The sequence below is a fragment of the Spongiibacter sp. IMCC21906 genome (assembly GCF_001010805.1).
GTDB lineage: Bacteria > Pseudomonadota > Gammaproteobacteria > Pseudomonadales > Spongiibacteraceae > Spongiibacter.
Genome location: NZ_CP011477.1, coordinates 253,531 through 271,242 on the forward strand (window position 1 = coordinate 253,531; position 17,712 = coordinate 271,242).

A 17,712-nucleotide genomic window follows, 5' to 3' on the forward strand; every position below is an offset into this window, starting at 1 on the left:
TTAACCAAGCTTATTACTCAAAAGACGACTTACTCTGGATGCAAGTCATTTAAAATGCGCGCCTCTATCTGATCGCAGTCAGGAAGCATCATCGCCCTGCCCGCAATACTAACGTGCTGTCGACAACCGACGCGCTCTTCACCCTCAATACCCTTTACATCGTCTGCAGAAAGATGCAGCACCTGCGGAATAGCCGACACGACAATACCGTAAAACGGCAGTCTCTCGGGGTTTTGCAAACCCTTGATAATAGCCACTCGTCGCAGCGCTAAATTATTGGGAATCTGACCATCACAAAGCCCTTCAAAACTGATTATGGGCAGCTGGACATTCCGCCAGGGCAGCATCCCCAAAATAAACGTCGAAGACAGCGTCGAGCTGAGCTGCCGGGCTAAAATAATCTCTGGCACACTCGCATTGGGAAGGAGCAAGCCCCCTTTTTGCAGCGGCAATAACAGGCATGGAAGACTTTGGGGCAATTCCTTTCTATCCGCCGCGTCATTCATGGACTTTCTCATCACTGACGTCCTGGATAGCTCGCAGTACTTGTGTTTCTTGATAAGGCTTACCAAGGAAATGCGTCACCCCCAAAGACGCCGCTCGCTCACGGTGTTTATCACCCGAGCGAGAGCTAATCATCACCACAGGAATAGCCTGGGTTCGAGGGTTGCCCCTCAGCCTTACCAATACTTCAAAGCCATCCATTCTCGGCATTTCAATATCCAACAAGATGACATCGGGCAGCCGCTCAATATCCTGCAACACCGTCACGGCCTCCATACCGTCTCTAGCCAGCAAGACATCCATTTGCTGCCGCTCTAAAAACCGAGAGGTTACCTTACGCACGGTCACCGAATCATCCACCACCATCACCAAGCGATTTCCACTCACGGCGGTAGAGGGCAACAACGCCTGCTCACCGACCATCAGGCGGCGGGCAACATCATCACGGATACTGGCCAGTACATCCAAAATCACCACCACGCGACCATCACCTAATACAGTGGCTCCCGACAGCGAAGGCACCGAGGCAAACTGCGGACCCAGGGTTTTCACCACCACTTCCTGGGAGCCCAACAATGCGTCGACCTGCACGGCCGTTGGCGGCTCAGCATTACGAATCAACAGCACCGGCTTGGGATCAACCTGCCCCTCCATATGCGGAGCAGCATGACCCACAAGCTGGCCTAAATAACGTAGATTATATTGCTGACCGGCATATTCGTACTGGCTGTTGGCATCTTGATAATAAACTTCCAGCTCATAGGGACTCACCCGCACAATGCCTTCAATATTATTTAACGGTACCGCATAAGCCTCACCCGCTACACTGACCATTAGCGCCCGGTTCACCGACACCGTAAAGGGCAAGCGCACTTCAAAACGGGTACCCCGCCCAGCCTCGGTACGAATATCGATGCTGCCGCCCAGCTGTTTAATTTCGTTACGAACAACATCCATGCCAACACCGCGACCCGATATCTGGGTCACACTGCTGGCCGTACTAAAGCCCGCATGGAAAATATATTCCAACAATTGCCGGGTACTCAAAACAGCATCTTCTGTAATTAAACCCAAATGCTGTGCTTTGGCTCTGACAGCCTGAAGATCGATACCACCGCCATCATCACTGATGGCAATAACCACATCGCCGCCCTGGCGATCAAAACGCATGGCAATCTCGCCAACCGGCGCTTTTTCTGCCGCCAGCCGCGTCGACTCATCCTCGATACCGTGACCAATGGCATTGCGCAGCATATGTTCCAACGCCGGAATAATCCGCTCCAGTACCCGGCGGTCCATCTCACCTTCGGCGTTATACACTTTAAAGTCGACGTTTTTGCCCAGCTCCGACGCTATTTGACGAACCCCTCGCCGCAAGCGCGGGACCATCCTCGAAAAGTGGACCATTTGCGAACGCATTAAACCTTCTTGCAAATCGCCGTGAATCCGCGACTGTTGTAACAACAAGGTTTCCATGTCTCGACTTTTTTCTAGCAAGGTGCTCCGCAAATCCACCAAATCAGAGGCGGATTCCAGCAGCGAGCGAGAGTATTGCTGTAACTTGGAGTAGCGGTCGAACTCCAGTGGATCAAAGCCATCGGCGCCGTCACCACCAACTTGCTCTTGGCGGAAAAGGATCTGCGCCTCTGTTTCCATATCCATCCGTCGTACTTGGTCTTGAAGACGCTCGACGGTAATTTCCATCTCTTCCAAAGAGGCATGAATCTCGCTCACCTGCTCTTCACTACGCGCTCGCGAAATAGATGTTTCACCGGCGAGGTTAATGAGTTTTTCAAGCAGTTGAGATGACACTTTAATCATCTCTTGGGGTGCCCGAGCAGTCACAGGGACCGCGACTTCTTCTTTATCGGCCGCCACCAGCAAATTTTCTGCTGGCTGCTGATTCACCTTGCGACCAAACGCTGCCGCAAAATCAAACTCGCTTAATTCATTTGTCGGTACAGCTTGAACCGCATCAGTTTGCGGCGGCTTCTCGGCAGTATCCCCGGTCGCCTCTATCATGGCCACCAACTGATCCTGGTACTGGTGTATTCTCGCAAGCAGACTGGCTTTATCGGTTTGCTCTAAAGCGGCTGCGTCGGTAAGCGCCGCTTCAAATTCATGACTGACATCCCCCAGCTGAGACAAACCAACCAGCCTCGCGCCACCCTTGAGTGTATGTAAATGGCGCTGGATTCTATCGAGCTGCTCTAGCTCGTCGACATTGTCTGCCCACAAATGAATAGCCTGATCAATGCCCTCCAGTAAATCCCCCGCCTCTTCGAGGAAGATATCCAGAATCTCTTGATCGACATCATCGTCAAAAACAGTGCCCGGATTCGCAAGCGCAGGCGGCAGGCTTAAATCATGAGGGTTATCGACAGGCGAAAGAGGTGTCGTTGCGTTAAACGCTTCGATGCTAGATGCAAAATCTTCCTCAGCATCGACGTCACTATCCTGTTCAAGATGATCAGTACTGGCATGAGCTTGGCTTGCTCCGTCATCAATCGCAAACCCCGTGGAGGCCGAAGGCTGCGCATTGGCATCATAATCTCGCAAGCGGTTAAGCAGTTCAGCGCTTTCCTGCGGCGCCTGGTCCGCGGCAATTTGATTCAACTGCCCCAGTAAATGCTCAACGGCATCTGCAGCCAAACTCACCATATGCGAGGGAACAGGATCACTGGCGTGACCCAATAACACTTGCAAAGACTGGCTGAGTTCGGCCACGGTCTCTACCGAAAGCTCCTCGGCACGATAGGCAAATGCCCCCAACTCCGGTGCCATGTCTCGGAGCTTCTGGGCAGTGGGCAACGCTGGCGCGGCCAGTTCGTCAGCGAGGACAAATAGCGCCTCACTGTAGGTCGATAGAAAATGGTTTAAGACCCCTGGCGCTAACTGCCCATCTCGTCGCTGGAAAGCTGACATTTCAGCTTGATCAAGTAATGTGGAAGACAACGCTTCCAACCGTTGCAGCAAGTCTGCCGGTGTCCGCAAGGACGTCACCGGTTGGTGGCGAAGCGACTCCGTGAGTTGGCGACTGTAAGCAACAATATCCGCCATCATACTGACAAGCGATTTATCCGCCCCGATGCGCATAGAGCGCAGCTCTTTAACCAGCGCTTCCAGCGGCGCAATCAAATTGGCGATGGCCCACACCTCAGCCATATTTGAGGCACCCTTCAAGGTATGCAAAGACCGTTGAACCTCATCGCTTAAACTGGCAGGAAAGCTATCAACATCTGCCAAAAAATCTTCTAGAACGTGAAGGTGGGTGTCAGATTCAATAATAAAAATGCCCAGCAAACTATCGTCTGCTGGAGGAGCGGGCAGTTCAGAGCCACCATCGCTGGAAGCGTCCTGCTCGGAAAAAGTCTCCAAAGACCGTGCTGGTTCAGACAATTCGTTTTCCAAGGTTGCCGGCGTCTCGTCGGTCTCGGCAAGATCGTCAGCGACAGTATCAGCCGCTAGCAAATCATGTTGCCCAGCCAGAACACTCGCCCGCTGCTGAAGCTCAAACAGCTCGTCACTCAGCTGTTGTGGCTGCCCTAAGCGGTAATCTTCCAATAAGCGGGGTAAGGCGGCTGTAACGCCATCAATCAGCTCAAGTCGGGCAAGGTCCATTTGCACGCCCCCGTCTATTACCCGGTTGAGCATGTTTTCTATGGCCCACGACAATTCACTAATTTGCTCGGCCTGCACCATACGGCCGCTGCCTTTTAAAGTATGGAACCCTCGGCGAGCTTCCGTCAGCAGTGGTAAGGAATCTATATCGGCCCGCCACTTGGGAAGCACCTCCTCAAGCTGGGCCAGCACTTCAGCCGCCTCTTCTAAAAATACTGCGGCAATCTCAGGATCAATTTCGCTCGCGGACTCGATACTTTCCGAGCCATCCGTATTGGTCGTCGGCACCTCATCATCCGATGGCAAGGCATCGGCATCGGCCACATCATCTGACGCTTTCCGCCAAGGAATAACCGTGGCCAAAGGAGCAAAAGATTCCTCAACCGCTGGCACGGGGTAACCCAGCCGCTCAACACAATCCTCAGCAACGGACATTAACGCGCCGTCTTCACTCTCTGGACCAGTGGCGATGCGCTCAAGATAATAATCAACGGCGGCAATGGCGTCAGCGAGACAATCTAATTTTTGCCAACTGGGCTTTTCGTCCTCTAAGAGCAGGCTTTCGCTCATATATTTTGCACACTGGCCGAGCACTTGCGCCGGACGAGACAGCCCCGCCACCAACAAGGTAGAAGCCAAAGTCTGCAGTTGTTCTGGCAAGGGAGATAACAGCTCTTTACGAAACTGCTCCGCCACAAAACTGAGCAACCGCTCTTGGGCATCAACTAAAACGTCGCGGCTTTCAATAGAAACCGCTTGCAGCGCTGAATTCAGTTGCAGCTGCGCCTCGGGGTCATTATTCAGCAATGCCGGGGCAACATCAGGCTGTTGCGTTTGCACAAGCAAGGCAGCCAGTTTCTGTAAGGTTTGTGCAGCAGAATATTGCTGGGCCGGTGTCAATTCTTCGGCCAGCAAAGGTGTCATCGCATCCAGTGCATAGAGCACATCGCTATACCCCATAACGGCCACAGCATCGGCTACTTCTTTTAAATCAATATGCCCAGCTTGATAGCTTTCTGACTCCAGCCGCTGGCCAAGCTCGGTTAATGCCGCACTAATCGCATCCGACACGGCGACATCCGATTTCTCTGCCTCACCGCTGGCAGACAAGTTATCGCCATCGCTAACCACCTTGTTCAATACAAAAATGCGCTGAGCCTCGAGAATAAAGCGAGAGTCAGATGGTGAACAGGACACATAGAACAGGATATCTTTGCACAGCGCCCGATTGACCGACAGCGCCCCGTCCCGACCCAGTTCTGCCAACAACCCTAATGCAGAATCCAAACGTTCTAAAATACTTTCAACGGCAATGCTGCTGGCAATAGATTCGTTTTCCAGTCCTTCAAAAAGCGCTAACGCTGCCAGCCAAAGTGATTCTTGTGGTGTGCCTGCGCATAAGCGGGTAACCCGGCCAGCCACCTTCGCCATGTAAATAACACTTTTTTCCGGCGCTTCGCCCCGTTGCCAAGCGGCAACCGCAAGCTGATACATTTTTCGAAGTTTGGCAGACAAATCGATAAAACTGTCCGCAGTAAGATCCGTTGGCTGCTGGCTGTAATTAAGTTGTTCTTGCAGCTGAGGGGTAAACAATAAGGTTGAGGACAGCAGCGGTTGACCACAGGCCCCCCGTATTTCGTTAAACATCATGATCAATGACGCAGGCAATTCTCTGCGACTGCGCCGCAAACGAATAAGATAAGCCGGGACTTCATCACATAGGTTACGCAGAGCTTCCAGCCGCCGTTCGCGAGCTATATCGTCTAAGGTGTCGTCATCGAGTGTGGCAACTACCGCTAGCATTTCACCCAGTAAGCGCTGCGCGCCACTGAATTCAATCATGCGCAGACTGCCCTGCACTTGAGATAGCAAGCCCTCAGCACGCTCTAGCGCAATATCAGCACGGTGGTTTTGTTGATACTCATCAAGAACCTGCACGCACAGGCTTAAGCTGGTGGATATTTCTCCAGCCAGCCAGTCCAGCGCAATATAGTCCCGTTGATCAATCATCAATAACTCCGGCAGCGAGTAGGCGTTAACACGCCCTAGCTACCCTGCTCCGGCAGAGTAAAGCCCGCCACCGAGCTGCGCAGGTCATTGGTCATTTCCGCAAGGGCACCAATAGAGCGGGCCGTTTCGGTGGAGCCCGCCGAGGTCTGCGAGGTAATTTGCTGAATAATTTTCATGGTGCTGGATATCTGGCCCGCAGACTCGGCCTGATTTGCTGCCACGCTGGAGATATTCTGAATCAGTTCTGCCAATTCTTGAGATACCGTTTCAATCTCGTTCAAGGCCGCACCGGCGTCTTGGGCCAGTCGCGCTCCCCGCACCACCTCAGATGTGGTTTGCTCCATCGAGATAACGGCTTCATTAGTGTCAGACTGAATTGTTTTAACCAACGCTTCAATCTGTTTGGTTGCACCCGATGAGCGTTCAGCAAGGCGCTGTACTTCGTCGGCAACCACCGCAAAACCCCGCCCGGCATCACCAGCCATCGACGCCTGAATGGCGGCGTTCAGTGCCAAAATATTGGTTTGGTCCGCAATATCATTAATCAAAGAAACGATGTCGCCAATTTCCTGTGACGATTCACCCAGGCGTTTAATCCGCTTGGAGGTTTCCTGAATTTGCTCACGAATATTGTCCATGCCGTTAATGGTGTTCTGCACCACCTCAGCCCCCGTGCCCGCGATCACAACGGACCGCTGGGCTACCGCGGCAGAATCTCGTGCATTAGACGAGACTTGATCGATACTAACCGCCATTTCGGTAATAGCGGCCGATGCACCGGCAATCTCTTTGGCCTGACTTTCTGAGGCCTGGGCCAGGTTGAGCGCCGTGGTTTGGGATGTCTGCGCCGCGGTAGATACCCCCACCGCCGTGTCATTAATCTGAGAAACCAGTACCCGCAACTGGTCAATGGTGTAGTTGATTGAGTCGGCAATGGCACCGGTAAAATCTTCAGTTACTGTTGCCGAGGTAGTCAGGTCACCATCGGCCAAGTCAGCCAGCTCATCGAGCAAACGCAAAATTGCAGTTTGATTTCGCTCATTGGTATCCGCCGTGGACTGAAGTCGACGCTGGGTACTCTGCACCGACTGCCAACCCAATAAACCCAAGGAGATAACAATCAAGCCGACAAATAACAGTGCTGTTAAAACAGAGAGCGGCCGTTTATTTTCAAGCTCGGTAATCGCTGCCGATAACTGGCTACTGATCTGCATGATTTTTGGTACATCGACTGCAATAGCGCTACTAGCCTGTGTCGAGCGCAGCAACTGAGGCGAGACCTCGCGAATGTGTTTAACCGGTTCTCGAACAGTGTCGTAACTGGCGATTAGATCGGCGAGCAAAGCGCGAGCGGCGCTATTGTTTACCCGCTTAACACCAATACTGCTATCACCCTCTTGCATACCAACTAATACCGACACAAAGGTTAAGGTATCAGCATTAAACTGCGTCACCGCCTCCGCAGAACCCGTCGTCCCCGCCAGCACTCGATCAATATTTCTACCAATACGCTCTGCCAGCCAAAGCTGTTGCTGGGCAAGTGCGACTTGATTTGCTGTGGCGCCGTTATTAAGTAGTATCTCAACCAGCTCACTGTATTTAGTCTGCACCACCGGCAACAAAATATGGAGCTGATCGGCGATGTTATTTAAAAACAGAATTTGCTCACGATTACCCAGAATCGTTTGGGCTGCACTATCTACCCGTAACCATAACTGATCAAGCTGTTGAAGCTCCTCCCCCAGCATGGCCCTGGGGGCGGGCAAATCGCGACTGCCTTCACTCAGCTGCTTACGCACGGCATTAAAACTCGCCGTGGCAGTCGCCAATTCATCAAAAGCGGAGGGGGCACCTGCATTCGCCTCTTTGGAGGTATTGGCAATTTGCTGGGCATAAAGACGCATTTCGCTACTGAGCTCCAGGTAACGCTGGTCATAACCTGCATCCCGCAAAATAATAAAGGTATTAAGACCCGCGCCAACAAAACCAATGAGGATCAATATGACTAGGACACTGACCGCTCTATTGCTTCGCAGTCGCGCCAACGCGCCCTGATTTGTTGTTTTCATTTGCCCTGACTCCGGCAGAATTTAAAGTTAAACGTATTGACCGTTTGACGTAACTGCAGGTAGAAAACCGGCAGCTCGCTATGCGGCAACTTGAAAAAATTGACTACTCGAAAGGAGACGGTTGACCCGAAAAACCGACCATTCTTGCCCCTCATGCTGATAGCTGCCCCGCACATATTTACCCAGCTCGGCGTGGGCAAGGCCACGATCATCGCTATAGTCAGCAGTGTCAAAGTGCTGCAAGCCCAACACCTCTTCTACAATCAGCCCGGCGTACAACTCACCGTGTTCCAGCACCAACACCCGCCCACGGGAACAAGGCGGCTCACCCAAAAAACCATTCATGTCGATAAGTGGCAATAAACGTCCACGAACATTCGCCACACCCCGTACCCAGGGCTTAACGCCGGGCAACCGAGTCGAGGCCGGTTCGTGTAAGACCTCTGTGATATCCCCCATGGGCGCAACGCAGAAATGCCCGGCAATACGAAAACCGATGCCGTTCCATAAAGTAATATCGTCATCTTGTTGGGAGGGAAGGCGCGCGCCCGGACCCTGGGCCCGACTGGCAAGCTCGTTCAAATAGTGGAAGGCAGATTGATGAATATCGCTCACACAAACCTCAATTGATCACCGAGCGAATCTCGTCAATCAACGCCTTGGCTTCGATTGGCTTAGTCAAATACCCTTTTGCGCCCTGGCGCTGACCCCAGAGGCGGTCGGTTTCCTGATCTTTCGTCGTCACAATAATGACGGGAATCCCACTAGTATCAGGGTCGCGACTGAGCTGCCGCGTTGCTTGAAAACCATTGAGGCCAGGCATAACGATATCCATCAACACTAAATCGGGCTGTTCACGCTTGGCCATTGCTACGCCCGCCTCACCGGTTTCTGCGGTCAGTACTTGAAATCCATTTTTATTGAGAATCTCCGTCATCTTGAAGATTTCAGTAGGCGAATCATCAACAATCAACACGCGCGGCATTTATTCCCCCTCTATTGACTAAGCCAAGAACCATCATGTGGTTTCTTATACCAAATACCCGTAAGCAAAATACTAACAAACAAAGTTAGCAAGGATTATGCCTACGCAAGTGAAACGTGCACACTAATGGCATCGAGCAGTTCGGACTTACTAAACGGCTTGGTCAAATATTGATCTGACCCGACAATGCGCCCCTTCGCTTTATCAAAGAGACCATCTTTGCTAGACAGCATGATGACGGGAGTCGATTTAAACTCACTGTTATTTTTGATTAGTGCACAGGTTTGGTAACCGTCCAAACGAGGCATCATAATATCGACAAAGATAATATGGGGCTTGGTATCGGCAATTTTGGCGAGAGCATCAAAGCCATCAATGGCTGTCACCACCGTACAGCCCTCTTTAGCCAACAGGGTTTCTGTGGTGCGACGAATTGTTTTGCTATCGTCAATAATCATCACTTTCAGATTGGAGAAATCGGCATCCATATGGTCAAGCCCTTACATTCAGCGGGAAAATACGGCGCCACGCTACATGCTAAAATTGCCTCAGCATCCGCAACCGTGGTGAGCAGCACATTACACCCCTAGGAATATTCAACCTAAAGGTCCTAAAAAGTCCACGCCTAAGCTAATGTCCATATCAGATCAGGAAAGACGAAATTGCGGCGGTAAGCCACAATACGTTAATTTAGCGTTCTTAACTTACAATATGCGTCACCATTACGCACGTAATGGCAGTCAGTTTTTACCACCTAACCATAGGCAAAACAATGAGTATAAGTCTGGGGGTCGTGATGGACCCCATAGAAGCAATCACTTACAAGAAAGATTCTACGCTGGCCATGCTATGGGCGGCACAGGACCGAGGGTGGAAAGTCTTCTATATGACACCCGCCGATTTATACATCAGCAATGCTGAGGCGCGGGCAAGCTGTAAACAGATAACCAGCTTTCGCGACCCTACGCATTTCTATGAGCTGGGTGATAGCAGTGACCTGGCCCTGGGAGATTTAGACGCGATTTTGATGCGCAAAGACCCGCCATTCGACAATGAATTTCTCTACGCGACCCACGTATTGGAAATGGCCGAGTTACAAGGCGCAATGGTGGTCAACCGCCCCCAAAGCCTTCGTGATTGCAACGAGAAACTCTTTGCTCTGCAATTTCCCGACTGCGTCCCCACCCATTTAGTCAGTTGCGACCCGGCCCGGTTGCGGGCCTTCCATGCCGAGCATCAAGATGTGATCATGAAACCGCTAGACGGCATGGGCGGCAGCTCTATTTTCAGGCTTCCCCCCGACGAAAAAAATCTTGGCGTCATTATCGAGACCCTCACCGCACACGGCACCACCAATATTATGGCGCAGGTGTATCTACCAGAAATTAAAGACGGTGATAAACGCATCCTACTCATTGATGGTGAACCAGTTTCCCATTGTTTGGCGCGTATTCCGGCCAAAGGCGAAACCCGCGGCAACCTCGCGGCCGGAGGCACTGGTCGAGCCCAAGCGATTAGCGACAGAGATCGCTGGATTGCAGAACAAGTTGGCCCTGTAGCAAAAGAAAAAGGCCTGTTGTTTGTTGGCTTGGACGTGATCGGCGACTCATTAACCGAAATTAACGTAACCAGCCCCACCTGCATCCGCGAGATCGACGACCAAACTGGCAGCGATATTGCCGGTCAACTTATGGATTGCATTGCCAGCAAACTCGCTCAACGAGATAGCGCGGTTTAATGGCAGCCAGCCCTTCCCCTGAGGCAGTGTTAGCTGCCCAGCATCTGCCTCGACCACCAGAGCGACTGGGCTTTATGCTTTGCGTGGCCACGGCAATGCACTTAGCGTTGATTCTTGGGATTCGTTTTGCGCCAGAAGATCGCGACGTCAAAATGCCCACGCTTGAGATTACCCTTGCCAACTACCAAAGCCTTAGCGCTCCAGAGAAAGCCGACTACCTAGCCCAGCACGATCAGCAAGGCAGCGGCAGCCTCAACAAAAAAGCCGAGCTTAGCGCCGTTGCCAACAGCGACTTTCATGACAACGACGCCCGGCAAGAAGCCTTAAAAATGGCAAAAACCCAGCCCCTCAATCAGCAATCCGAAATTCTCAGCACCCAGCGTCAACAACCACGACAAACCCGTTCGCAAAGCAGTAAAACCATTTTGCAGCAGCGCCAATGGCAGCAACAAGACGAGGTCACCGAGCTGAGCGACAATATCTCAGCACTAGAGGCTCAATTGGCCCAATTAAATCAAACCTACGCTAATATGCCCCGGCCCAAATTCATTACCTCGGTTGCCACCAAAGGCTCCCCAGATGCTCTGTATTTAAACCGCTGGGAAGAGCGAGTAGAAAAAATCGGCAATGCCCACTACCCCGAAGAAGCCCGGCGAGACGGCATTGAAGGTGAGTTGCGATTACTGCTCATGCTAAAGCCCGACGGCAGCGTAGACCAGGTCAGAATTTTACGCAGCTCAGGCAAAGCCTTGTTAGACCGGGCCGCTAACCGCATTGTTCGTCTTGCCGCCCCGTACGAAGCCATTCCTGCCGATGTCCTGGACGGCAAAAACCGCTTAGGCATTGTCCGCACCTGGCGCTTTGAACAGACGGGACTCAGCGCAACCGGAAGTTAAAACGCCTGCGGAACACGACAATTTAAGCGGCAAGGCTATTCGGTGTTTATCGTTAAAAGCAAAAACTGACCGTCTTGTGAGCTTAAGCAACAAAACCGGCGTGTTCCCGATGCCCTGACACGTTTATCCCTTGTGTTTAAGCAAACTTCACTCATACTAGCGCTATGAGCGAAGCCTTTCCGTCACTAAAAAACCAATTTTTGATCGCCCTTCCCAGCTTGCGGGAGGGCATTTTTGCACACAGCATTACCTACCTGTGTGAGCACGACGAAGATGGCGCCATGGGCATTATTATTAATCGCCCATTGGATATGAACGTCGACGAGGTGCTGGATCAACTAGAACTGGACGAGCACCATCACACCCACCACCAATCTGTTTATGCGGGTGGACCGGTGCAAACAGACCGCGGATTTGTGCTGCACCGGCGCAGCCCGGAAGACTGGGAAGCCACGCTGTCGGTGAGTAATGAAATTAGTCTGACCAGTTCGGTGGATATTCTCGAAGCCATTGCCCGCAATACCGGCCCAACCCAAAGCCTGATTGCGCTGGGCTACGCAGGCTGGGCTGCTGGTCAGCTGGAAGCCGAATTGGCTGAAAGCTCGTGGCTAACGCTTCCTGTTGATGACCGTATTTTGTTTGATGTTCCCGCCCCCGCCAGGGTCGATGCCGCACTGGCAAAACTGGGAATCAGCTTTGCCCAGCTAGGCTCGGACAGTGGTCACGCGTAGACAATAATGATCATGAACAAGACCCGCTCACTCCTCGCCTTCGATTACGGCACCCGCTGGATTGGCGTCGCTGTCGGCCAGACTCTGACCGCAACCGCATCAACCCTGCCAGCATTAAAAGCCAAAGATGGTATTCCTCGTTGGGAAGAAATCGAACAGCTCATTAAGCAATGGCAACCCGATACGGTGGTGGTTGGGCTGCCGCTAAACATGGACGGTAGCGAATCTGATATGTCTCTTCGGGCCAAGAAATTTGGCAATCGCATTCACGGCCGGTTTGGCGTGAATGTGGCCTTTGCAGATGAGCGTCTTTCCAGCTTTGAAGCCAAAGGCGATATCTTAGAGAAACGTGGCTCCAGAGATTTTAAAAACGAGTCGGTAGACAGCCGTAGTGCCGTAATCATCTTGGAAAGCTGGCTACGAAGCGGCATTGCCCACAACACCGACTAGCGCCACCCTTATCGGCGGCGCCCTAAGATGCCATTGTTGCCGTTGTCACGGCTATCCTCACTGTCATCTTGCATCGTTAACCTCCCCGCCATGGCGTTAATATTATCGGGGCGATTGTCGGCCCCCAACTTTATTAACAAGCGCAAATCATTGGCAGAATCAGCATGGGCAATCGCGTCTTCGTAAGTAATTTCACCCTGCGAATACAGCTCATATAAGGCTTGATCAAAAGTCTGCATACCGTGTTCAGTTGACTGGCTCATCAACCCTTTTAAACCCGCCACATCCCCTTTACGAATTAAGTCGGCAGCCAGCGGCGTATTCAACAGTATTTCAACACAAGCCCGGCGACCATCACCGCTACGGGTTGGCACCAGCTGCTGTGCGACCATAGCCCGCAGATTAAGCGACAGATCCATCCACAACTGGGGGTGCCGCTCCGCCGGGAAGAAATGCAGAATTCGATCCAAGGCTTGGTTAGCATTATTGGCGTGCAGGGTACACAGACATAAATGCCCGGTCTCGGCAAAGGTAATCGCATTTTCCATGGTTTCGCGAGAACGCACCTCGCCGATCATAATCACGTCGGGGGCCTGGCGAAGCATATTTTTCAGTGCGGTTTCAAAGGACTCGGTATCAATCCCCACTTCACGCTGGGTGACAATGCAGCCACGGTGCTGGTGAAGAAACTCAATGGGATCTTCTACCGTAATGATATGACCTTTGGAATTATTATTTCGGTGACCGATCATCGACGCCAAGGAAGTCGACTTACCGGTACCGGTAGCACCCACAAAAATAATCAAACCACGCTTACTCATGGCAAGGTCTTTGATCGTATCGGGTAAACCTAAATCATCCGTGGTGGGAATTTTGGTCTCGATGCGCCGCAACACCATTCCCACTAAATTGCGCTGATAAAATGCACTGACCCGAAAACGACCAATCCCTCGGGCGCTGATGGCAAAATTACATTCTTTGTCCCGCACAAAGTCTCGGCGCTGCTGCTCGGTCATCACCCCCATCACCACTTCACGCGTTTGCTCGGGACTAAGTGCATTGCTGCTGAGCGGTCCAATCTGGCCATTAATTTTTATCGACGGCGGCACCCCAGCCGAGATAAATAAATCTGAGGCACCCTTCTCCTGCATAATTCGCAGCAGCTTTTCAATGTCCAAGTGACAACTCCTGTTTTAATCTAGCCGAGCAGGTCTTAAAAATTTTCCGGGAACCGCGCTTTCAGCTTGGCTGCGTCTCGGCTAATTTGACGAGACTCCACTAGATTCTTCAAGCACTGGTCTATGGTCTGCATACCGACATTGGCACCCGACTGAATGGCCGAATACATCTGGGCGACCTTGTCTTCTCGAATTAAATTACGAATTGCCGGTGTACCAATCATAATTTCATGGGCGGCAACCCGTCCCCCTTCCGGCTTTTTAATCAAGGTTTGAGAAATAACCGCCTGCAGCGATTCGGACAACATCGACCGTACCATGGCTTTTTCTTCACCGGGAAACACATCAACTACCCGGTCAATCGTTTTTGCCGCCGAGGTAGTGTGCAAGGTGCCAAATACCAAATGCCCCGTTTCGGCAGCCGTCAGCGCCAAGCGAATCGTTTCCAAGTCCCGCAGCTCACCCACCAAGATAATATCGGGATCTTCCCGCAGCGCCGAACGCAGCGCTTCGCTAAAACCGTGGGTGTCGCGGTGAACTTCACGCTGGTTAACCAGGCATTTTTTGGAGTCGTGAACAAATTCAATAGGGTCTTCTATAGTAAGAATATGCTCAAATTTATTGTCGTTGATATAGTCGATCATCGCCGCCAAGGTCGTGGACTTACCTGAGCCAGTAGGCCCCGTCACCAGCACCAGACCTCGGGGCAACATCGATACGTCTTTAAATACCTTGCCCATGCCCAAGTCTTCAAGGGTTAACACCTTGGAAGGGATGGTTCTGAATACCGCACCGGCACCCCGATTTTGGTTAAAAGCATTGACCCGGAAACGGGCAACCCCCGGCACTTCAAAAGAGAAATCCGTTTCCAGAAACTCTTCAAAGTCTCGGCGCTGGCGATCATTCATAATCTCGTAAATAAGCGAATGAACTTCCCGATGCTCCAACGGCGGCAGATTAATTCGCCGCACATCACCATCTACCCGGATCATCGGCGGCAGGCCCGCCGACAAATGCAAATCTGACGCATTTTGCTTGGCACTAAAGGCCAGCAATTCAGTAATATCCATAAGTTTCCTTAGCATCTAACTCATTGGCATCCAGTAACAGGGCTACGCCAATATTTTGCATCTGTATATTGTGCTCAGTAATGAAGCGATTGCATCAACGCGCTTTACATTTTCAATGCGAGCAAGGACATTATTAACCCGACAAGCTAGGCGTTTCCAGCAATCACAACCGAGACATTATGACTAACGGCTTCATCACTGAGAATATAGCAGCAATACAGCAGAGAATCCGCGTTGCCGAGACAGAATACAATCGTCAGCAGGGCGCGGTGACCTTGATGGCGGTATCCAAAACCCGCAGTGCCAATGAGGTGGCCGTCGCCGCCGAGGCAGGCATTGTGGATATTGGCGAAAATTACCTGCAAGAAGCATTGGACAAGCAAGCTCAACTTACCGACCGCGGATTGTGCTGGCATTTTATTGGGCCCATTCAATCCAACAAGACTCGGGCCATTGCCGAGCACTTTGACTGGGTACACAGCCTTGACCGCATTAAAATTGCCAGGCGCTTGAACGAGCAACGGCCCTCAGACTTGCCTCCCCTCAATATTTGTCTGCAGGTCAATATCAGCCAAGAGGACAGTAAATCCGGCTTTGCGCCACAGGCGGTATTAGCGGCGGCAGAGGACATCGCGCAGCTACCTCGCTTAGCGCTTCGAGGCCTAATGGCCATACCCCAAGCCAGTGATGATGAAGCGCAGCAGCGTCGTAGTTTCGCCGCCCTCCGGGAGCTACTTGAAGAAATAAAACACGCTCTCCCAGCTCAGCCATTGGATACATTGTCCATGGGCATGTCGGGAGATATGGCTGCAGCCATTGCCGAAGGCGCCACTATAGTCCGCATTGGCAGCGACATTTTTGGCCCCCGACAGTAAACAAGACAAGCAACAATTACTGGGCATGAATACTGGGCATGGCTTCGCTCTTAGCCTCAGACTGATATACTGCGGCCACTTTCAAAAACACGGCTAAGCCCGCTGGCGCACACCGAGCAAAGGACGTGCATCAGCAAAACAGGAGATATTGGTGAGTTTACCCACAATCGCATTTATTGGTGGCGGCAATATGGCGGCCAGCATCCTTGGTGGCCTCATCGCCAGCGGCGTAGATCCAAGCCGCCTTTGGGCCAGTGACCCCAACCCCGAAAGCCTGACAGCCCTGCAAGCGCTGGCGCCCATTAACACCACCGCTAATAATGCGGATGCCATTGCTGCTGCCGATATCGTCGTGCTCGCCGTTAAACCACAAATTATGGCAACCGTCGCCAAGGCCATCGCGCCGCTATTGACTGATACCCAACCGTTGTTTATTTCCATTGCCGCTGGTATTACCAGTGCCAGCTTGGATCAATGGCTGGGCGGCAAGCAAGCGATTGTGCGCTGCATGCCCAACACCCCCGCTTTAGTACAAACAGGTGCCACCGCACTATTTGCCAACAATCAGGTCTCAGATCTGCAGCGACAGCAAGCCCAGCACATCCTCGAAGCAGTGGGCATTGCCATGTGGGTCGAACAAGAGGCCGAGCTGGATATCGTCACGGCGGTATCGGGCAGTGGCCCCGCCTATTTTTTTCTAGTCATGGAGGCCATGCAGGCCGCCGGCCGTGAAATGGGCCTGTCTGCGGAAGTGGCCGAAAAACTCACCCTGCAAACCGCATTGGGGGCTGCAAAAATGGCCACCCAAGGCGGCGTCGACGCCGCTGAACTTCGTCGCCGTGTTACCTCACCCAATGGCACCACCGAACGCGCCCTGGGGATTTTTGAAGAAGGCGACCTGCGAGGACTATTTTTGAGCGCGCTTACCGGCGCCAAATTACGCTCAGAAGAACTAGCTAAAGAACTGGAAGACAACTAATGGCAGCAATAAACGAAATCACTATTTTATTACTCAACACCGCAATCAGCTTGGTCATGTTGGCCTTTCTCTTGCGCTTGCTATTACAGTTAGTCAGGGCCGATTTTTACAACCCCATTACCCAATATCTGGTCAAGGCCACCAACCCTGTCGTGCTGCCTCTGCGACGTATCATTCCGCCCGTGGGTATCATCGACAGCGCCTCGTTAATTTGCGCCCTCATTGTTCAAGCCATTGGTGTCACCTTGCTCGCCCAACTTTATTTTGGCGTTTTCCCCAACCCCGCGCAGATTTTTATCTGGGCCATCATCGGCATCTGTGGGGCGCTACTGAATATTTACTTTGTTGCCATTATCGCCAATATCATCATGAGCTGGGTCTCTCAAGGTGGCAGCCATCCTGCTGCCCAGCTGTTATACCAACTGACGGAGCCCGTTATGGCGCCGTTTAGAAAACTGCTGCCTAATATGGGCGGTTTGGATTTTTCACCGATCTTAGTATTTTTAATGATCAATGTGTTGGAAGTGCTACTGCGCCACTTAGCCGCCACTGTTGGACTCCATCCCGCTTTGGTTTTAGGAATATAACTTGGCAACATACGCTACT

At 52.0% G+C, this 17,712-nt stretch carries 15 protein-coding genes; 7 read left to right on the plus strand and 8 right to left on the minus strand.

Going from position 1 to position 17,712, the window contains the following annotated elements:
* Positions 1-29 precede the first annotated feature (29 nt).
* From IMCC21906_RS01140 to pilG, 6 genes are all read right to left on the minus strand, one after another.
* Positions 30-518: a chemotaxis protein CheW gene (locus IMCC21906_RS01140; RefSeq protein WP_082117297.1), complete on the minus strand. Its 489-nt coding sequence runs from the start codon at positions 516-518 to the stop codon at positions 30-32.
* Positions 499-6,135, minus strand: coding sequence for an Hpt domain-containing protein (locus tag IMCC21906_RS16145; protein ID WP_052763295.1), 5,637 nt, complete (start codon positions 6,133-6,135; stop codon positions 499-501). Before IMCC21906_RS16145 ends, IMCC21906_RS01140 begins: the two co-directional genes overlap by 20 nt.
* A gap of 35 nt (positions 6,136-6,170) precedes the next feature.
* Positions 6,171-8,204, minus strand: a complete 2,034-nt coding sequence (locus tag IMCC21906_RS01150; protein WP_052763296.1) for a methyl-accepting chemotaxis protein — start codon at positions 8,202-8,204, stop codon at positions 6,171-6,173.
* Between the two features lie 78 nt (positions 8,205-8,282).
* Positions 8,283-8,819: a chemotaxis protein CheW gene (locus IMCC21906_RS01155; RefSeq protein ID WP_047010629.1), complete on the minus strand. Its 537-nt coding sequence runs from the start codon at positions 8,817-8,819 to the stop codon at positions 8,283-8,285.
* 7 nt (positions 8,820-8,826) lie between these two features.
* Positions 8,827-9,189 carry a PleD family two-component system response regulator gene (locus IMCC21906_RS01160; protein ID WP_047010630.1) on the minus strand — a complete coding sequence of 121 codons (363 nt, stop codon included), beginning with the start codon at positions 9,187-9,189 and terminating at the stop codon, positions 8,827-8,829.
* A 101-nt stretch (positions 9,190-9,290) separates the two neighbouring features.
* Complete coding sequence (gene pilG / locus IMCC21906_RS01165; RefSeq protein WP_047010631.1) at positions 9,291-9,677, minus strand: twitching motility response regulator PilG; 387 nt, start codon at positions 9,675-9,677, stop codon at positions 9,291-9,293.
* A 284-nt stretch (positions 9,678-9,961) separates the two neighbouring features.
* Here pilG and gshB point away from each other — a divergent pair, with 284 nt between their 5' ends.
* The 4 genes from gshB to ruvX all read left to right on the plus strand — a co-directional run bounded on the left by gshB (position 9,962) and on the right by ruvX (position 13,004).
* The gene (gshB, locus tag IMCC21906_RS01170) at positions 9,962-10,927 is read left to right on the plus strand and encodes a glutathione synthase (RefSeq protein WP_047010632.1); all 966 of its coding nucleotides are present in this window, start codon (positions 9,962-9,964) and stop codon (positions 10,925-10,927) included.
* Positions 10,927-11,823, plus strand: coding sequence for an energy transducer TonB (locus IMCC21906_RS01175; protein ID WP_047010633.1), 897 nt, complete (start codon positions 10,927-10,929; stop codon positions 11,821-11,823). The genes gshB and IMCC21906_RS01175 overlap by 1 nt, the downstream gene beginning before the upstream one ends.
* 164 nt (positions 11,824-11,987) lie before the next feature.
* A complete protein-coding gene (locus IMCC21906_RS01180) occupies positions 11,988-12,554 on the plus strand; it encodes a YqgE/AlgH family protein (RefSeq protein WP_047010634.1) in 567 nt (188 codons plus the stop codon).
* Between the two features lie 12 nt (positions 12,555-12,566).
* Positions 12,567-13,004, plus strand: coding sequence for a Holliday junction resolvase RuvX (ruvX, locus tag IMCC21906_RS01185; protein WP_047013027.1), 438 nt, complete (start codon positions 12,567-12,569; stop codon positions 13,002-13,004).
* An 8-nt stretch (positions 13,005-13,012) separates the two neighbouring features.
* On the opposite strand, the gene IMCC21906_RS01190 is transcribed toward ruvX, so the two are convergent.
* Positions 13,013-14,182 carry a PilT/PilU family type 4a pilus ATPase gene (locus IMCC21906_RS01190; protein ID WP_047010635.1) on the minus strand — a complete coding sequence of 390 codons (1,170 nt, stop codon included), beginning with the start codon at positions 14,180-14,182 and terminating at the stop codon, positions 13,013-13,015.
* 35 nt (positions 14,183-14,217) lie between these two features.
* On the minus strand, positions 14,218-15,252 hold the full coding sequence (locus IMCC21906_RS01195; RefSeq protein ID WP_047010636.1) for a type IV pilus twitching motility protein PilT: 1,035 nt from the start codon (positions 15,250-15,252) through the stop codon (positions 14,218-14,220).
* A 179-nt stretch (positions 15,253-15,431) separates the two neighbouring features.
* Here IMCC21906_RS01195 and IMCC21906_RS01200 point away from each other — a divergent pair, with 179 nt between their 5' ends.
* From IMCC21906_RS01200 to IMCC21906_RS01210, 3 genes are all read left to right on the plus strand, one after another.
* On the plus strand, positions 15,432-16,127 hold the full coding sequence (locus IMCC21906_RS01200) for a YggS family pyridoxal phosphate-dependent enzyme (RefSeq protein ID WP_047010637.1): 696 nt from the start codon (positions 15,432-15,434) through the stop codon (positions 16,125-16,127).
* Positions 16,128-16,272: 145 nt separating this feature from the next.
* The gene (gene proC, locus IMCC21906_RS01205) at positions 16,273-17,106 is read left to right on the plus strand and encodes a pyrroline-5-carboxylate reductase (protein WP_197085983.1); all 834 of its coding nucleotides are present in this window, start codon (positions 16,273-16,275) and stop codon (positions 17,104-17,106) included.
* Complete coding sequence (locus IMCC21906_RS01210) at positions 17,106-17,693, plus strand: YggT family protein (protein ID WP_047010639.1); 588 nt, start codon at positions 17,106-17,108, stop codon at positions 17,691-17,693. The genes proC and IMCC21906_RS01210 overlap by 1 nt, the downstream gene beginning before the upstream one ends.
* The last annotated feature ends 19 nt before the right edge of the window (positions 17,694-17,712 follow it).